The 16,439-nt window shown below is 64.0% G+C and carries 13 protein-coding genes; 8 read left to right on the top strand and 5 right to left on the bottom strand.

Annotated elements, in window-relative coordinates; translation table 11 throughout:
• Positions 1–8: 8 nt before the first annotated feature.
• Together G4G27_RS21850 and G4G27_RS21845 are read right to left on the bottom strand one after the other, a co-directional pair.
• Positions 9–1,124: an FAD-binding oxidoreductase gene (locus G4G27_RS21850; RefSeq protein WP_183110579.1), complete on the bottom strand. Its 1,116-nt coding sequence runs from the start codon at positions 1,122–1,124 to the stop codon at positions 9–11.
• A gap of 84 nt (positions 1,125–1,208) precedes the next feature.
• Positions 1,209–3,617, bottom strand: a complete 2,409-nt coding sequence (locus G4G27_RS21845) for a TonB-dependent receptor (protein ID WP_183110578.1) — start codon at positions 3,615–3,617, stop codon at positions 1,209–1,211.
• Positions 3,618–4,099: 482 nt separating this feature from the next.
• Between G4G27_RS21845 and argE the strand changes: the two genes are divergently transcribed.
• Together argE and G4G27_RS21835 are read left to right on the top strand one after the other, a co-directional pair.
• A complete protein-coding gene (gene argE, locus G4G27_RS21840; protein WP_345940661.1) occupies positions 4,100–5,296 on the top strand; it encodes an acetylornithine deacetylase in 1,197 nt (398 codons plus the stop codon).
• A gap of 13 nt (positions 5,297–5,309) precedes the next feature.
• Entirely contained in the window at positions 5,310–6,062 is a 753-nt protein-coding gene (locus tag G4G27_RS21835) for a GntR family transcriptional regulator (protein ID WP_183110577.1), read from the top strand.
• Here G4G27_RS21835 and G4G27_RS21830 read toward each other — a convergent pair.
• Genes G4G27_RS21830 through G4G27_RS21820 form a run of 3 tightly spaced genes read right to left on the bottom strand, consistent with a single transcriptional unit; the run spans position 6,059 to position 11,502 of the window.
• Positions 6,059–7,351: an MFS transporter gene (locus tag G4G27_RS21830; protein WP_183110576.1), complete on the bottom strand. Its 1,293-nt coding sequence runs from the start codon at positions 7,349–7,351 to the stop codon at positions 6,059–6,061. The genes G4G27_RS21835 and G4G27_RS21830 overlap by 4 nt on opposite strands.
• The gene (locus tag G4G27_RS21825; protein WP_183110575.1) at positions 7,329–9,323 is read right to left on the bottom strand and encodes a S9 family peptidase; all 1,995 of its coding nucleotides are present in this window, start codon (positions 9,321–9,323) and stop codon (positions 7,329–7,331) included. Before G4G27_RS21825 ends, G4G27_RS21830 begins: the two co-directional genes overlap by 23 nt.
• A gap of 58 nt (positions 9,324–9,381) precedes the next feature.
• The gene (locus tag G4G27_RS21820; RefSeq protein WP_183110574.1) at positions 9,382–11,502 is read right to left on the bottom strand and encodes a TonB-dependent receptor; all 2,121 of its coding nucleotides are present in this window, start codon (positions 11,500–11,502) and stop codon (positions 9,382–9,384) included.
• A gap of 133 nt (positions 11,503–11,635) precedes the next feature.
• Between G4G27_RS21820 and G4G27_RS21815 the strand changes: the two genes are divergently transcribed.
• Genes G4G27_RS21815 through G4G27_RS21790 form a run of 6 tightly spaced genes read left to right on the top strand, consistent with a single transcriptional unit; the run spans position 11,636 to position 16,355 of the window.
• Positions 11,636–12,085, top strand: coding sequence for an acyl-CoA thioesterase (locus tag G4G27_RS21815; RefSeq protein WP_183110573.1), 450 nt, complete (start codon positions 11,636–11,638; stop codon positions 12,083–12,085).
• A gap of 20 nt (positions 12,086–12,105) precedes the next feature.
• Positions 12,106–12,864 carry an SDR family oxidoreductase gene (locus G4G27_RS21810; RefSeq protein WP_183110572.1) on the top strand — a complete coding sequence of 253 codons (759 nt, stop codon included), beginning with the start codon at positions 12,106–12,108 and terminating at the stop codon, positions 12,862–12,864.
• A gap of 2 nt (positions 12,865–12,866) precedes the next feature.
• Positions 12,867–13,769, top strand: coding sequence for a 3-keto-5-aminohexanoate cleavage protein (locus tag G4G27_RS21805; protein WP_183110571.1), 903 nt, complete (start codon positions 12,867–12,869; stop codon positions 13,767–13,769).
• Positions 13,770–13,777: 8 nt separating this feature from the next.
• On the top strand, positions 13,778–14,716 hold the full coding sequence (locus G4G27_RS21800) for an ornithine cyclodeaminase family protein (RefSeq protein ID WP_202049614.1): 939 nt from the start codon (positions 13,778–13,780) through the stop codon (positions 14,714–14,716).
• Complete coding sequence (locus tag G4G27_RS21795) at positions 14,713–15,942, top strand: aconitase X catalytic domain-containing protein (RefSeq protein ID WP_183110570.1); 1,230 nt, start codon at positions 14,713–14,715, stop codon at positions 15,940–15,942. Before G4G27_RS21800 ends, G4G27_RS21795 begins: the two co-directional genes overlap by 4 nt.
• Positions 15,939–16,355, top strand: a complete 417-nt coding sequence (locus G4G27_RS21790) for a DUF126 domain-containing protein (RefSeq protein ID WP_183110569.1) — start codon at positions 15,939–15,941, stop codon at positions 16,353–16,355. The genes G4G27_RS21795 and G4G27_RS21790 overlap by 4 nt, the downstream gene beginning before the upstream one ends.
• Positions 16,356–16,439 lie beyond the last annotated feature (84 nt).

Below are 16,439 nucleotides of genomic sequence, written 5' to 3'. Positions count from 1 at the left end.
TTGTTGGGTCAGGACGTTGCAGCAAGCCCGCACCGATCCGGCGCCAAGCGATGGACAAGAGAGTCGAGGCCGCCCAGATCGGCAGCGCCATTGAGCAGACTTGCGCCGAGGCGCGCCAGGGCAGGCGCCATCTGCAGACCATAGCCGCCCTGCCCGGCAAACCAGAAAAAGTCGGGCAGCGCAGGATCGTAACCGACGACCGGGGCTCGGTCCGGCGCGAAGGTGCGCAGGCCCGCCCAGCGATGGGCGATGTGGCGCACGGGTACATCGCTGATCGTCTGCAGCCGGTCGATCGCGACGGCGACATCCCATTCGTCGGGCTGAGCGTCGCACGGTTCGGTCGGCGTCTCGTCGGCCGGCGACACCAGCAGCATCCCGGCATCGGGCTTGAAATAGAGATCTTCCTTTGCCGTCATGACCATCGGCCAGCGGTCGAATTCGGCCAGGGCCGGCGGGTCGATGAGCACGGCGGTTCGACGCATGGCGGAAAGGCCGACCGGTGCCGCGCCGAAAAGACCTGCGATCTGGTCAGCCCAGGCGCCGCCCGCATTGATCACCACATCCGCCGCGATCGGTCCGGCAGACGTATCGATCGACCACCCGCCGTCAGCCCGGCCTGCCGATACGATATTCTCGTTTGACAGGATCGTGACGCCGCGGGCGCGTGCGGCGCGGACATAGCCCTGATGTAGCAGATCGACGTCGATGTCCGCCGCATCGCGGTCGAACATCGCAGCCACAATCGTGTCGGCCCGAAGGCAAGGTACGACCGCCTGCGCGTGAGCGGGTGTCAGTGATTCCTGACCGCGGAATTCCGGCCCGTCCAGCCGCGCCTCGTCCCCGGGCTCGGCAATCGTCAGCAAGCCGCGTCGTTTCAGAATCGGTGCTGCGGCAAACCCGGGCGGCGGCTCCTGGAAGAAAGACCGGCTCGCGACGGTGAGTTCGCGGATGACCTCATTACCATATCCGGCGAGGTACATCGCGGCCGATCGGCCGGTAGCGTGATAGCCGAGGGCAGCTTCGGTCTCGACCAGAGTCACGCGGTGAGTTGCCGCCGCCTCATAGGCGATAGAGGCACCGGCGATGCCGCCGCCAATGACGAGTATATGCTTCAGGCCGGACATAAAATCGGCGCAGCTCCAATTGGAATAAGGATGCAGCGGGATCGCCGCCGCCCTGATCGGCCGCGGCGCCCCGGTTGGTTAAGGTCAAAAGGACTTGAAGACCCGAACGCCCAATTCGCGCGGTGGCGCGACGAATTCCCGGCGGACGGCGAAGCTGCCCGCGAACAAGCTGTTATAGTAGACTTTGTTCAGCAGGTTCTTGGCGTAAAGTCCGACGCCCCAGCCATTGTCCGCACCGCGGATCTGGAGCTGGCCGTTGACCAGGTGATAGGCCGGGATCGCAAGGTTCGGGTCGAGTGTTGAGGTGCCCCCGACATTCGAATAGATCGGAGTGCGGGCGCGCCATGCCCAAGTGAGCGATCCATCGAAGGTGAGGCTGTCGGAGATCGACCGGCTATAATTGCCGATCAGGCTGAACATCTTCTTGGGTACGCCGTTCAATTCGACATTCTCGCCTGACACGTCCACGACCGCATTGCCTTTGCTCGGATCTGCAGGGTCGATCGGCCGGGTGTCGCGCAGCACCTTCGTCTTGATCAGCCCGGCCGACCCGATAAAACTCAACTCCTCACTGACGCGCACCGACATATCGAATTCAAGCCCGCGCGAGCGTGTCGCGACGCCGTTCAATGTAATGTTGCGGATGATCCCCGTCAGTGGATCCGGGAAGACCGAAGAAACCTGTCGATCGGTATAGTCGAGTTGATAGATCGCCAGATTGGCGCGCAGCCGGCCATTCAGGAAATCGCCCTTCATGCCCAGTTCGTAATTCTTCGCCTTTTCCGGGTTGAATGCCGCGTCAGCCAGCGGTGCTTTCGACAGGCGCAGATTCACGCCACCCGAATGAAAGCCCTGCGAATAGGTCGCGTACATCATCAGTTCCGGGATCGGCTTGGCTGACAAGGTCACGCTAGGCAGGAAATTATTGTAATGTTGGCGCAGGGTCGCATTGTCGCGCTCCGCGTCGAGCGTCGTGGGGATAACGGTAAACGGAATCGTGGTCGTACCGACCCGCACCGGACCGAGGCCGGGATCGACGTAGATATTGGCGGCGCGGGCGCCGAAACGCTTCGTCTCTGTGCTGTAGCGAACGCCACCGTTGAGGCTCAGCCAGTCGGTAAAGTTGTAGGTGGTATTGGCAAACACCGCGAAGCTGTTTGTACGTACCGATTGGGCCTCGGCGCTGACCGTGGCCCAGGTTGCCGGATCGGAAGCCGGCGGGCGCACGAACCCACCAAGGCCGCCAAGTCCCAGGAAACCAGCCCCTACACGTGCGTCATGAGCGATATTGAGCGCCTGAGTAAAGCCGTACTCGGATTTATCGTTGAAGAAGAAAGCGCCAACCAGCCAGTCGAGCCTGCTCTTGCCGCGACTGAAGAGCTGGATCTCCTGGGTGAACTGCCTGCCGTCATTGTCGACCCGGTTATTGCCGAGACTGACCGAACTGGCGTCGAGGTCCGTCTGCGCTCGGCTCTTGTCCTTGCGAAAGCCGGTGATCGAGCGAAAGCCGATCCGATCCATCGTCCAGTCGAACTGGCCGCTGACCCCGAACACATCGGTATTGGCGAAATTCTGCAGGTCGTTGCCGATCTCATAAGGACCGCGGGGCTCAAGCGCGCCGAGCGTGCGCAAATCGAAACGATCCTTGGGATCGAGGCCGATGCCGACGCCGCGTTGTCCCTGCCCGTCATCGCGCTGCCGATCGTAATCGACATGGACAATGAAGTCCTTGGTGGGGTCGAGGTGCGTGAGGACCGATCCACGCACGCTGAAATGATCGACCTTGCCGTATTTGCGGCCGGTGGCGATGTTGTCGAGATAGCCGCTTTCGCTGACCTGCTGGACGGCAACGCGCGCCAGCACGGAGTCGCCGGCGATCGGGCCACTTGCGATCCCCTGCGCTTTGATATGGCCGAAGCTGCCCGCCTCTCCCTCGAAGCGGAATTCCGGGGCCGCCGTAGGACGCTTCGAGATGATATTGATCGTGCCGCCGATCGAGTTGCGGCCATATAACGTGCCTTGCGGGCCGCGCAGCACTTCGACGCGCTCGACATCGAGATAGGCGGCGTTGAGCGATGTGAGGCGAGAAACGAAGACGCCGTCAACGTGCAACGCGCTCGATGGCTCGACACCGACGCCGAGCACGGCCGACCCGGCACCGCGGATCGTCACGGTATTCTCGTTGCCATTACCCTTGTCGATCAGCAGCCCGGGAACGATGTACTGAGTCTCGAAGATATCGGCGATGCTCGACTTTTCGATGATATTGGAATCGATCGCCGCCGCCGAGATCGGCACGTCACTGAGCGTTTCTTCGCGCTTGCGCGCCGTCACCACGATATCGCCACCGATGCCGTTGTCGGTCGATGCCTGTTCTACCGGCACATCTTGCGCATGGGCCACGGAGATATTGCTCGAGCCGAATGCCGCCGCGCCAAGTGTGATCCTTAGGAGCTTGTGGCGCGTGTACGGCGTAAGTTTCTGCCCGTTCATATTGACCCTTTCGCGATTTGACACGGCTCCTCGACCGCCGCTGACCGGCGGTTCGAAAAATATGATGGAAAACGAATACGTTGAGATACCGCGGACAAAGCCGCATTTTTCTCAATCCCATGACCACCGAATCAGAGCGTAACAGCAATTTTCGTTTTCGCAAATATTATTTTTATTCGAATATTAGTTGCGCGCGGCGCAGATGCGAAGGTCAGGGTAATCAACCTGCTGTTAGCTTCCCGCGTCTGCAGGCGTACAAATCGCCCAAGGCCTTGCCTCGCCGCGAGCCGGCAACGAAGTCGCCGGCAGCAATCTTCACGAGGTCTCCTACGGCCGAAATATCGGTTGACTGTGTACCGCTAGAATACAATATGTATACATGATTTGTTGAGATTTGCGGGGCGGAAGAATGACTCGATCGTGTCGTGGGAAGCGCCGCCGCGCCGCTCCCATTCGTCCCGGCCAAGGGGAATAGGACAATCGTGCAATCCGCCATCAACAAGCCCGCGCTCGCGGGATGCGACTCCATTGCGCGCGAAGCGATCGACATCCTCGCGAGACTGGTGTCGTTCGACACCACCTCCGCGGATTCGAACCTCGCGCTGATCGCCTATGTAGAGTCCTATCTCGCCGATCACGGCATCACCGCACTCCGCGTGGCCAACGCGGACGGTACCAAAGCGAACCTGCTGGCGACAGTCGGACAGGGCACCGCGGGCGGAATCATCCTGTCGGGCCACACCGATGTCGTGCCCGTGGTCGACCAGCCATGGAGTTCCGACCCGTTCGAACTGATCGAGCGCGACGGTCGTCTCTATGGCCGAGGCACCAGCGACATGAAGGGGTTTCTCGCGCTGGCCATGGCCGCCGTGCCGCTGCTCGCGAACGAGCAGTTGGAGCGCCCGGTGCACCTCGCCTTCTCTTATGACGAGGAGGTCGGGTGCCTCGGCGCGCCGGATCTGATCCGCAATATCCTCGACCTCGGCTACACCCCGATGGCGGCGATCGTCGGCGAGCCGACCAACATGCAGATCGTCAACAGCCACAAGAGCATCCAGCTCTACGAGGTGGTGGTCACGGGCCGCGAGGCGCATTCCAGCTTGGTGACCGAGGGCATCTCGGCCAACATGGTCGCGATCGACCTGCTGTCGACGCTCGCCCGCATCGCAGAGTCGGAGACGCACCACCGAGATCAGCATTTCGATCCGCCCTGGTCGACGCTGACGGTCGGCACCATCCATGGCGGCACCGCGCCCAACATTCTCGCGCGCGAATGCCGCTTCACCTTCGACCTGCGCTGCGTGCCCGATCGCGACGCGGAAGAGGTGCTCGCCCCCTTCTGGGCGGCGGTCGAACAGGCCCGGCAGCGCCTAGCGGCGGAAGGCGACGATACCGGCATCATGGTGGAGCGGCTGGCCAAGGTGCCCTCACTTCGTCGCGAACCGGAAGGCGCGGCCGAGCGCCTCTCGGCCATGTTGAGCGGTGCGAATATGCCGGGCAGCGCGGTTTCCTACGGTGCGGAGGCCGGACAGTTTCAGCAGGCGGGCCTTTCCACTGTCATATGCGGCCCGGGATCGATAACGCAGGCACATCGACCGGACGAGTTCATCGAACTCAGCCAGATGGAGGCGGGCGCCCGCTTCATCTCAAGGCTAGTGTCATTCGTCCGGGTTGGTTGAGGGGGGCTCAGGGATGGCGAAACAAAAGACCGTTGAACCAATCGAGATCGAGGACGGCGCAGGCGAGGACGAGGTCAGGCAGTCGAGCGGTCAGCGCGTCTATTCGCTGCTGCGCGAACAGATACTGAGCCTCAAGCTTCCCCCCAATGCCGAGCTCGACGAAGTGCAGTTCAGCCGGGAGCTCGGCTTTTCGCGCACTCCCATCCGCGAGGCGCTGATCCGCCTCGCCGCCGATAGCCTCGTCGTGCTCGCGCCCAATCGGGGCGCACGGGTGGCGCCACTGGATTTCGATCAGGTCCCGCAGCTGATCGAAACGCTGGAGCTCTACGAGCGCGCGACAACACGCTGGGCTGCGCAACGCCGCCTCCCCCATCATCTGGACGCGCTGGAACGCGCGAACAACGAATTCGCCGGCGCCTGCGAGACGGGCGATCCACGACTGGTGGTCGAGACCAACTGGGCATTCCACGACGCGATCAACCAAGCGTGCGGCAATCAGTATATGGCTGCCGACTGCTCGAAGATGCTGCGCGGCGTGATGCGCCTCTCGCTGCTCGCCTTCCGCCAGAATGGTACAAGCCTGGCCGACTACGACATCGTCGTGGCGCAGCATCAGGAGATGATCGAGGCGATCCGCGCCGGCGATGCCGACCGCGCCGAGGAACTCGCCTATCTCCATTCCGACGAGTTTCGCGACCGGATGAAGACCTTCATTTCCGGCAAACCGACCTCGGAACTGTCGCTCGACGAACGCAAGGTCCGCTAGTCCTCCATATCGGCCGACATGTGCCGCGCAGCGAGGAACGTGATGATCGCGGTCGGGATCGTCAGCGACATCACGATCAGCAAGGCATAGCGCAGGCCTGCCGGGCCATGGGCCGCACTGAACATATCGCTGAGCGCACCCGTCGCCACCGGGCCCACTCCGAAGCCGAGCAGATTGCCGAAGAACAGCATGATCGCGATCGCGGTGGCACGCCGGGCGCTGCCGCACACCGCATGGATCGCGGCAAAGGAGGCCGGCAGCGAGGCATAGAGCAACACGCCGCCGATCGTGCTGACGACGAGGAACCATGTCAGGTCGTCGATCAGGAACATCGCCATGCACGGCACCGCCGCCAGGCCGAAGCCGATCGCTGGAAACCACGCAGTCCAGCGCCGGTCGCGGCGGACCAGCACATCGCATAACCAGCCGCCGGCGAGGCTGCCGACCAGCACCGCGAAGGCCGAACTCATCCCGTAATAGAGCCCCGCCGTAGCGATCGGGCTACCGACCACCCGGATCAGATAGGACGGCACGAACACCAGCGAACCATAAGCCGCGAAGCTGTAAAGGGTAGAGGCGATCAGCAGCCGCACATAGGCCGGTTTCGCCGCCAGTTTCCGGATCGAGACAGCGAAGCTCTCGCCAGCGCCCGCCTCTTTCGCGCCCGCCTGTCGCCGGGGCTCATCGAGCACGAAGAAAACGATCGCCGCGATCAGCAGCCCCGGCATTCCGAACGCGACCAGGGTCACGCGCCAGCCGAATGCCGTCACCAATTGCGACCCGATCGACAGCCCGACCAGATAGCCGGCCGTGCCCGAGGTGGCGAAAATGCCGATCGCCCGGGCGCGCATAGCGGCAGGAAAATAATCGACGATCAGCGATTGCGACGGCGGCGTCGCCCCCGCCTCACCCACGCCCACCCCGATCCGCGCGGCGAGCAGGTGCCAGAAGCCGGTCGCAGCAGCGCAGAGCATGGTCATCACGCTCCACACGCTGATCGCAACGGTGATCAGCAGCTTGCGGTCGCCGCGGTCGGCATAGCGCGCGATCGGCAAACCCAGCACCGAATAGAGCAAGGCGAAGGAGAGGCCGCTAAGCAGTCCGAGTTCGGCATCCGACACCTGGAATTCATGCTTGATCGGCTCGAGCAGCACCGAAATCACCACCCGGTCGACTGAACTGGATGTGCCGACCAGGAACAGCACCGCCAGAAATATCCAGCGTCGCATCGGCGTGTAGCGCTGCGATACGTCCGAGGTGGACAGCTCAGCGCCTGCGATCGCCCCCATAGCGGTCCTCCCAGGTTTTGAACCAGCGCAGCACGCGCACGCCCTGGTCGATCTGCGCCTCGAGCCGCGCGGCCGCGTGACCCTCTTCGGGATACAGCACCAGCTCGGACGGCACGTCGCGCAGCACCAGCGCGTGATGGAATTGGCTCGCCTGGGTCGGCGGCGTGGTCCTGTCCATTTCGCCTGCGATCAGCATCGTCGGTGTCGAGACCTTGTCGGCATACCGCAGCGGGCTGCGCGTGTCGAAGATCCCGCCGACTTCATAGGGCCCGCCCTTCGAATAGATTTCGAGGAATTCTGGATGATGCGCAGTGAAGAAGAAGGAGCGCATGTCGCTGAGCGGCGCGATCGCGCAGGCGGCGTTAAACCGGTCGGTCTGCGTGACCAGCCAGGTCGTCATGTAGCCGCCATAGCTGCCCCCCGTGACGAACAGCCGCGCGCCGTCGACATCGTAATGCGCGACGACATGGTCGATCCCGGCAAGCACGTCGTGACGATCCTCGCCACCCCAGTCTCCGATCACCCGGCTGGCGAAATCCAGCCCACGTCCGGAACTGCCCCGCGGATTGGGGAAGAATACCGCATAGCCTTGGCTCACCAGCAAGGCGGCGAGCGGATTGTCGAACGTCCAGCTGTCGCGGAACAGGTGAGAAGGCCCGCCATGGATGAAGGCGACCAGCGGCGGCCGCACGACGCCGGCGGGCATCATCAGATACCCGTGCACCTCGAGCCCGTCGCGACCACGCCAGCAGATCGCTTCGGCGGACCCGATCGTATCGATCAGATCGCCAATCGCGGGAGTGGCAAGATCGAGCACCATCTCCTCGCGCGCGCGCTCGACCCGCAACAGATGCGGATAGCGGCCCGATCCATGGCCCGGCACAAGCAGCGCATGCTCGCCCACCGGGCTCGCATAGGGCACCTTGCGGCCCGCGGTGCCTGCGGATTCCCACTCGATCGTCGCGACGCCGGTCGAGACATCGAGCGTGCCCGCCACCGTCCCCGGGGTGCGGAAACCGGTGAAGAACAGCGCGCTGTTGGTTCGCCACGCCAGCGAAGAGATTTCGGCACCGACCTCAGGAATCACCGGCTTGCCGCCATCCCGGTCGTAGAGCACCAGCGTGCCCAGCGCGACCGTACGATGGAAACGCCCCTGAAGGACCGCAATCCGTCGCCCATCGGGCGAGGCACAGATCTTGGCCAGTTCGACGTCCGAGGTGGCGAACGGCACGAACGGACCACCCTCGGCCGGTGCAATGCCGATCCCCGTCTGGTACCAGCCACCCTCGGTCGGCCTCGCCGACAGGATCGCGACGACCGCGTCGGGGCCGCACCATTCGGCCTCCCACACATTCTGCCCTGCAACGCCGAGATCGGTGAACACACCGCTCTCCACGTCCCAGATCCGCGCGCGACGCCAAAGATTGTTGTGACCGCCAGTCTCGACGGTCGGCATCCAGGACGGCCGCGCCTCTTTCGCCGCACTGCCGATCCGGGCGGTGCTCGCCGAACCCGCGGCATCGGCACCGGCATCGGCAGTCTGGATCAGGATGCGACGCCCGTCCGCTGACCAGGAAAAGGCCTCGACCGCCTCGCCGATCAGGACCGGGCTAGCCTTGCGCGAGGCAAGGTCATCCGCATCGGCCAGGCAGAGCTGGAAATTGCCGCCGCCATGCCCTTGATCCGACAGGAAGGCGAGCGTCCGGCCGTCGGGCGACCAATGCGGATCGGTATCGTTCGCACCGTCGTCGGACAGCAGCGCGAGCGCCCCGCCCGGCCCGACGATCCCGATCCGCATGACCGGAAATCCCCCGCCTGCGTCATAGATCGGCCCGGCAATGGCGATCGCACCGCTCACAGCATTCTCCACCGCATGGACGATCGCATTGAAATGCAGCGCGCCCGGGCGATAGATCGTCTCGAAATAACCCGCGACCCGATCCCGGATCGCGGACTCCACTTCCTCACGCATTGCCGGTCCCATCCTCAGCACATACCCATAACCGCTGCAGGGACTGGCCAGCCACCCCTCAAAGATGGAACTCGAACTGCAGGCCCACCGTGCGCGGGCGTTGGCGCATGAACAGGCTGATGTCGCTCGGCGGCTGCAGCACGCTGTGATCATTGGTGATATTTTCGATGAAGAAGGTCGTCGTCCAATTGGCCGGCGACTTGAGCGAAAAGGCGGCGCGGGCCGTTAGCGGCGCATCGCTGACATAGAGCCGCGACACCCCGGACACGAGCGCCCGCGCCGGGATCGCCGACCGATAGTTGATCGATCCTTCGAGTTTTCCTTCGAGCCCGCCGAGCGGGAAGCTGTAATCGGCAAAGCCGCTCGCGGTATGCTCGGGCGAGAAGGACAGGCGCTCGCCCTTGTTGAACAGGACGATCAGGTTCGACACCACCTGCCCGTCGAGCTTAAGCCCGCTCCAGCTATAGGTGCCGCCGATCGCGAGGCCGGGCGCCGGACGCGCGGTCAGCGACAGGTCGACACCGAACCCACTCGCCGACGGTCCGTTGACCGAAGCGGCAATCGGCGCGCCGAGATAGCGCAAGGTCAGGTTCTGCTGGATGTCGTTCCACTTGATGTAAAACAACGACGCATCGAAGCTTAATTTGCCGTCGAGCACGCTGCCTTTGGCACCCACTTCATAATTATGCAGCTTGTCCGCCTTCACCGAGGGCAGGTCGGGCGCGGTGCGGATGACCGACGGACTCTGATTGAACCCGCTGCGAAAGCCTTGCGAGTAGGAGGCATAGGCCGTGAAGGTCTTGCTCGGCAGCCAGGTGAGCACCGCCCTCGGCGTAATCGCCTCGAACGTCTCGGTGCGGTGCGCGAGCACCTGCGCCGGATTGCCCGTTGTTGGCGTCAGTTCGATCTGCGAGACGCGGTCGTTGAAATAGCGAAGGCCGCCGGTCAGCTCGAGCGTATCGTCCAAGAAGCTCTGGGTGAGCTGGCCGAACACGGCAAAAGACTTGGACTTGTCATTAAAGTTGAGCGGCGCCGGGAGCACGAACAGGGTCTGGTGAAGCAGATCGGTCGCGTCGCGATAGAAACCGCCGAGTGACCATTTCAGGCTGCCCGACCCGGTCGAGTTGAGCAGCAGTTCCTCGGTGAACACCTTGGAGCGGATCTCGGTAAATAGCCGCTGCCCAGCGCCCAGCGCCGTATAATCGCGCTGGCTGAGGTTAGTGAATTCAAGATAGCTGGTCGCGCTGCTGATGCTGACGCCCGGCAACTCATAGCCGAGCTTGGCGCTGTACGCGTCGAAGTTCAGCGTCTGCGGCAGCGGCACTGGCGAAGACTGATTGCCGTTGCCATCGGCATAATTGGGCGCGTCCTGGTCGATCCGCGAAATCCACGCCGACAGTCCGACGCTGAACTCGTCGGTGAGCTGCGCATTGAGCTTCGCCCGAAAATAACGGGATTGCTGGTCGTTGGCGTTGCGCTTGTTCTGCGCCGGCTGGTCGATCCAGCCACCCGCTTCCTCCGCGCCGGCGACGACGCGGAGCGCAAGCTTGCCGGGAACGAGCGGGACGTTGACCGCGATATCGCCGCGATAGCTCATCTCGCCGCCATCGGTGGTGGAGAGCCCGGCGCGGGTTTTCAGCTCGAACTTGTCGGGGTTGGCGTCATTGGTGATCAGCCGCACCACGCCTGCAAGCGAATTGGCGCCGTACAAGGTGCCCTGTGGCCCGCGCAGAACCTCAACGCGCGCCATGTCATAGGCGTTGGTGTCGGGCAGGATCGCCGACTTCACCAAGCCGAACGGTACTGAGTCGATGTAATAGGCAGCCGTACTCGATCCCGAGAGCGTCGCGCCGGCGGCGGCGACGCCGCGAATGGTGAGCTGAGTCGCGCCACCCTGTGCCGTGCTGGTGATCGAAAGGCCCGCGACTGACCGAAGCGCATCGGTAACGCCGCCGGTCGACTGGCTGTCGAGCCTGTCGCCGCCAAGCACGGAGATGGAAATCGGCACGTTCTGCAACCGCTCGCTGCGCTTCTGCGCGGTGACGACGATGTCCGGCTGCTCGTCCGCCGCCGCGGGCTCTGGCGTCGGCGCGGTCTGGGCGCTGGCCGCCGATATAAGCGCCCAAGGCAGAACCAGAGCCGCGCCATACCTCAACCCCAATGCTCGCTTCGTGACCATCGAATTCCCCTTTTCCCGTCTCGCGCCTCGGGCACGTTATCAAATACGCGGTGAACACACTCTGTATAATCTGTGTAGACAAGTCAAGCGATCAACTTTAACCGGGCGTCTAGGCCGATCGAGGGGGAGTGACATGGACGATGACAATGGGGGTAAGATAGGCGGGATCGAGACATTCCGCGGCGTGGTTTTCCCATGGCATTGCGACATGATGGGCCACATGTCGGTGCAGCATCAGGTGCCGCTGCTCGATAATGCTGTGTATCATCTGCTGGGCGCGTTCGGCCCCGCTGTGCTCGAACGGGATGGCCACCGCTTGGGCTGGGCCGATATCTCGCACGAGATCCGGTATCTGCACGAACTGGTCGCGGGCGACCTCCTGATCCTCCACTCAGGCATCGTTTCGGTCGGCACGTCCTCGCTGCGGCACCGTACCGTCCTGATACGCCGCTCCGACGGGCGCGCCTGCACGATGATGGAGGGCGTGACCGTCCGCTTCGACCTCAGCGCGCGCAAGTCGACACCGCTCTCCGATGCGGACCGCGCGGTCGCTACCGGCCTCTCCGCCCCCGCGCTCCCATGACCCCGAACACAGGAAAGACGATGGAAAGAATATTGGTCACCGGCGCCGGCGACAGCGTCGGCCGTGCGATCGCCGAGCGCTTCCTCGGCAAGGGCTACAAGGTCCATATCTGCGACATCCGCGCCGCTGCCGTCGCGGAAACGGTCGCTGCCAACCCCGGCATGAGCGGCAGCGCAGTTGATGTGGGCGTGCGCGCCGATGTCGACCGGCTGTTCGACGATGTCCGCGCATCGGTCGGCGACCTGACCATCCTGGTGAATGTGGTAGGCATGGCCGGCCCCCGCGCGCCGATCGAGGATATCGACGAAGACGAGTGGGACAAGACCATCGCGGTCAACCTGTCCGGCATGTTCTATTGCATGAAGCGCGCGGTGCCGATGCTGAAGGCCAATGGTGGCGGCTCGATCGTCAATTTCTCGACTTGCTCGACCCGCACCGGCATTCCGTTCCGCGCACCGTACATTGCTTCCAAGGCCGGCGTCGAAGGCCTCACGAAGAACAGCGCGCGCGAGCTGGGGCCGTTCGGCATCCGCTGCAACGCCATCCTGCCCGGCATCATCAACAATGATCGCTTCCGCTTCATCGTACAGCGCAACGTCGACGCTACCGGGCGCAGCTTCGCGGACATCGAGAACGACTATCTCAAATATGTCTCGCTGCGCACCAAGGTAGAGTTGAGCGAGTTCGCCGACATGGTCGAGTTCATCACCTCGGACGCAGGCAAGAAGATCACCGGCGAGACGATCGCGGTCAGCGGCAACATGGAATGGGAGGAATAGAGATGACCGGCACCAAGACCATCCTCACCTGCGCGGTCACCGGCGGCGCGCCGTTCAACCCGAAACATCCCGCGATGCCAATCACACCTAAGCAGATTGCGGGAGCCTGTATCGAAGCGGCCTCGGCCGGCGCCAGCATCGTCCACATCCATGTCCGCGATCCCGAGACCGGCGCGGGTAATCGCGACCGCGCGCATTTCCGTGAAGTGGTAGATCGCGTCCGCCAGACCGGCGTCGATATCGTGCTCAACCTCACCTGCGGCATGGGCGCCTATTTCCTACCCGATCCCGATCGCGAGGGACATATGCTGCCCGGCAGCGATGTGGTCGGCGTCGATGAGCGCGTCGCGCATGTCGAGGAGCTGCTGCCCGAGATCGCGACACTCGACATCGTTACCAACAACCAGGTCGAGGGCCCGACCGACTATATCTATTTCAGCCCTACCCATACGCTGCGCGCCATGGCGAAGCGCTTCAAGGCGGCCGGCGTGAAGCCTGAGCTCGAAGTGTTCGGCGCGGGCGACATATTGTTCGGCAACAAGCTGCTCGAGGAAGGACTGATTGACGGCCCGGCGATGATGCAGATGGTGCTCGGCGTACAATGGGCCGCGCCGCACGGGGTCGACACGATCCTCTACCAGAAGGGCTTGATGGCGCCCGGCACGCATTGGGGCGCCTTCGGCATCGGGCGCGAGCAAATGCCGATGCTCGCCCAGACCCTCCTGCTCGGTGGCAATATCCGCGTCGGGCTGGAGGATAATCTCTACATGTCGCGCGGCGTGTGGGCCACCAACGGCCAGTTGGTCGAGCGCGCCTGTTCGATCGTCAACGCTATCGGCGGCTACAGCGTCGCGACGCCGGCCGAAACGCGCGACATCTTGCAGCTTCGCAAACCCGGGCGATAGGGAATCTCATGCAGCGCTCGATCCCCTACTTCGACGCCGATATGGTCGAACGCAGCACACCGATGCCAGCGCTGATCGCTGCGCTGCGCAAGGCCTTTGCTGAGCGGCGCCACGTCGCGCCGGCACGTCTGGCCGCCGATATGAGCGAAAGCTCGACTCTGCTGGTGATGCCAGCGTGGCGCGGCGCGGCCAGCCTGGGCGTCAAGGTCGTCGAAATAGACCGGGAAGCGAGCCCCGCCGTCCGCGCCACCTATATGCTGATCGACCGCAGGACCGGAGCACCCAAGGCGGTGTTCGATGGTGCGGCGCTAACCCGGCGACGCACCGCCGCTGCCTCTGTGTTGGCCGCCGGCTATCTCGCCCGGCCGGAGTCGAGGCGCCTGCTGCTGCTCGGCACGGGCGCGCTAAACGCGCCGCTGATCGAGGCCTATACCAGCGCCTTCCCAATCGAGGCGATCCAGATCTGGGGCCGCGACCCGGCAAAGGCCGAAGCTGCGGCGGGCGCGGCACGCGCGCTCGGCTATCCTGCGGTGGCAACCGAGAAGATCGTCCCTGCCCTTGCCCGTGCCGACATCGTTTCCGCTGCGACTCTTTCCGCTGCCCCGCTCATCGCAGGCGACACGCTTGCACCTGGTACGCATGTCGATCTGATCGGCGCCTTCCGACCCGACATGAGCGAGGCGGACGGGCGCGCCTTTGCCCGGGCGCGGGTATTCGTCGACACGATGCATGGCGCGCTGGAGGAAGCTGGCGACCTGCTACAGGCGATCGCCGGCGGCCATCTCACTTCCGGTGACATCCAGGGCGACTTGGCCACGCTCTGCGCCAGCTCCAATCCCGGCCGCGACGGTGACGAGACCGCGATCACGCTGTTCAAGTCAGTCGGCACAGCGATCGAGGATCTCGCTGCGGCCGAACTTGCGCTCGCCGGAACGAAGGCACGATGATCGCCCTGGAACGCATCGACCATGCCCTGCTCGACGGCGATCACGGCGCGGCCGCCGCACGCGCGATGGCGATCCTGATGCGCTATGGCGAGGCATCGGGCGCCCGACGCTTCGTCTCGGTCCAGTCGGCGCACATCGATGGCTGCCTCTATCACGGCCCGTCGAGCATCGATTTCGCGCGGCGCTTCGTCGACCTGGGCGGTCGGGTGCGCGTCCCGACCACACTCAATGTGGCCGCTGTGGATGTGACTCACCCCGAATGGCATTGCGGCCCGCCCGGGCTGATCCCGGCGCAAAGCGAGCTGACCGAGCTCCATGAGAAGCTCGGCTGCGTCGCGACGCTGACCTGCGCGCCCTATCAACGCATGATCCGCCCGCACTTCGGGGAGCATGTCGCCTGGGCCGAATCCAACGCCATCGTCTTCGTGAACTCGGTGCTCGGCGCGCGCACCGACCGATATGGCGACTTCGCCGATCTCTGTGCCGCGCTCACCGGGCGCGTGCCGATGGTCGGTCTGCATTGCGACGAGAACCGCCGGGCGCAATGCATCGTCGATGCCCCTTTGCCCGATGCCGCCGCAATGCCGCGCGACCTCTATTTCGCGGCGATGGGATATGTTCTCGGCCGCAGCGCCAACGGCCAGGTGCCGCTGTTGCGGGGCCTGCCACGAGACGCGACCGAGGACGAACTCAAGGCGCTGGGGGCGGCCGGCGCCTCTTCCGGAGCGCTCGCTCTATTCCATGCAGAAGGCGTGACGCCCGAGGCAGGCGAGCAGATGCTCGACGGGCTGCCTACCCTCACCATCACGGCGGCAGAACTGGGAGCGGCAGTCGCCAGCCTCTGCCCAGTGAAGCCAGGCGAGCGCGTTGCGGCGATCTGCCTCGGCACGCCGCATTATTCTATTGGCGAATTCCGCACCCTCAGTAATGCCGTGAAGGGCCGGACGCCGGCTCCCTCGGTATCGATTTTCGTGTCCACCTCCCGCGAGATTGCCGCGTTGGTACAGGCCGACCCGAATCTTGCCCCGCTACGCGCCTTCGGGGTCCAGCTCGTCGTCGATACCTGCACATATCTCGCGCCCGTGGTTGCCGAACGAAACGGTGCGATCCTCACCACCTCCGGCAAATATGCGCATTATGGCCCCGGCAATCTCCAGCGCCGGATCGGCCTTATGACGCTTGAGCGCTGCATCCGCTCCGCCGAGATCAACGAGGTGGCACCATGATCGAGGCGCGCGCGCTGACGCCTGGCCAGGCTTCCGGCACGATCCTCAAGCTCGACGTCCCGCTCAGCTTCTGGGGGGGTGTCGATCTTAATAGTGGGGAGATCATCGACCGCAGCCACCCGGGCTGCGGCAAACGGATCGCCGGGCGCGTATTGGTGATGCCCAGTGCGCGAGGCTCATCTTCGTCGTCGAGCGCTCTGGTCGAGCTGGCGCGTTCGGGTTTCGCGCCGCTGGCAATCGTCATGCTTCAACACGATCCAATCCTGGTGATCGGCGCACTGGTAGCGACCGAGCTTTATGCGATCGACATTCCGATCGTGATCCTCGCCGAGGCTAACTGGCCCGCATTGCGTGATGGAAAGGCCGTCGTACTGAAGACCACGGGCTACAGGGCGCGGATCGATCCCGCCTAATTTCTCGTGAATATGTGATCCGTTCTCTATGTCGTGACGCCGGTGAATACGGTCACTCCGGCGGAAGCGTCTGCAGCCCCACTC

It is taken from the genome of Sphingomonas sp. So64.6b, from assembly GCF_014171475.1.
GTDB lineage: Bacteria > Pseudomonadota > Alphaproteobacteria > Sphingomonadales > Sphingomonadaceae > Sphingomonas > Sphingomonas alpina_A.
This window is presented reverse-complemented; position numbering and strand designations above follow the sequence as displayed.

Bases quoted from the DNA above. Each gene is read 5' to 3' on its own strand.
- G4G27_RS21850 (WP_183110579.1), bottom strand. From the start codon at position 1,124: ATGTCCGGCCTGAAGCATATACTCGTCATTGGCGGCGGCATCGCCGGT.
- G4G27_RS21845 (WP_183110578.1), bottom strand. From the start codon at position 3,617: ATGAACGGGCAGAAACTTACGCCGTACACGCGCCACAAGCTCCTAAGG.
- G4G27_RS21835 (WP_183110577.1), top strand. From the start codon at position 5,310: ATGGCGAAACAAAAGACCGTTGAACCAATCGAGATCGAGGACGGCGCA.
- G4G27_RS21830 (WP_183110576.1), bottom strand. From the start codon at position 7,351: ATGGGGGCGATCGCAGGCGCTGAGCTGTCCACCTCGGACGTATCGCAG.
- G4G27_RS21825 (WP_183110575.1), bottom strand. From the start codon at position 9,323: ATGCGTGAGGAAGTGGAGTCCGCGATCCGGGATCGGGTCGCGGGTTAT.
- G4G27_RS21820 (WP_183110574.1), bottom strand. From the start codon at position 11,502: ATGGTCACGAAGCGAGCATTGGGGTTGAGGTATGGCGCGGCTCTGGTT.
- G4G27_RS21815 (WP_183110573.1), top strand. From the start codon at position 11,636: ATGGACGATGACAATGGGGGTAAGATAGGCGGGATCGAGACATTCCGC.
- G4G27_RS21810 (WP_183110572.1), top strand. From the start codon at position 12,106: ATGGAAAGAATATTGGTCACCGGCGCCGGCGACAGCGTCGGCCGTGCG.
- G4G27_RS21805 (WP_183110571.1), top strand. From the start codon at position 12,867: ATGACCGGCACCAAGACCATCCTCACCTGCGCGGTCACCGGCGGCGCG.
- G4G27_RS21800 (WP_202049614.1), top strand. From the start codon at position 13,778: ATGCAGCGCTCGATCCCCTACTTCGACGCCGATATGGTCGAACGCAGC.
- G4G27_RS21795 (WP_183110570.1), top strand. From the start codon at position 14,713: ATGATCGCCCTGGAACGCATCGACCATGCCCTGCTCGACGGCGATCAC.
- G4G27_RS21790 (WP_183110569.1), top strand. From the start codon at position 15,939: ATGATCGAGGCGCGCGCGCTGACGCCTGGCCAGGCTTCCGGCACGATC.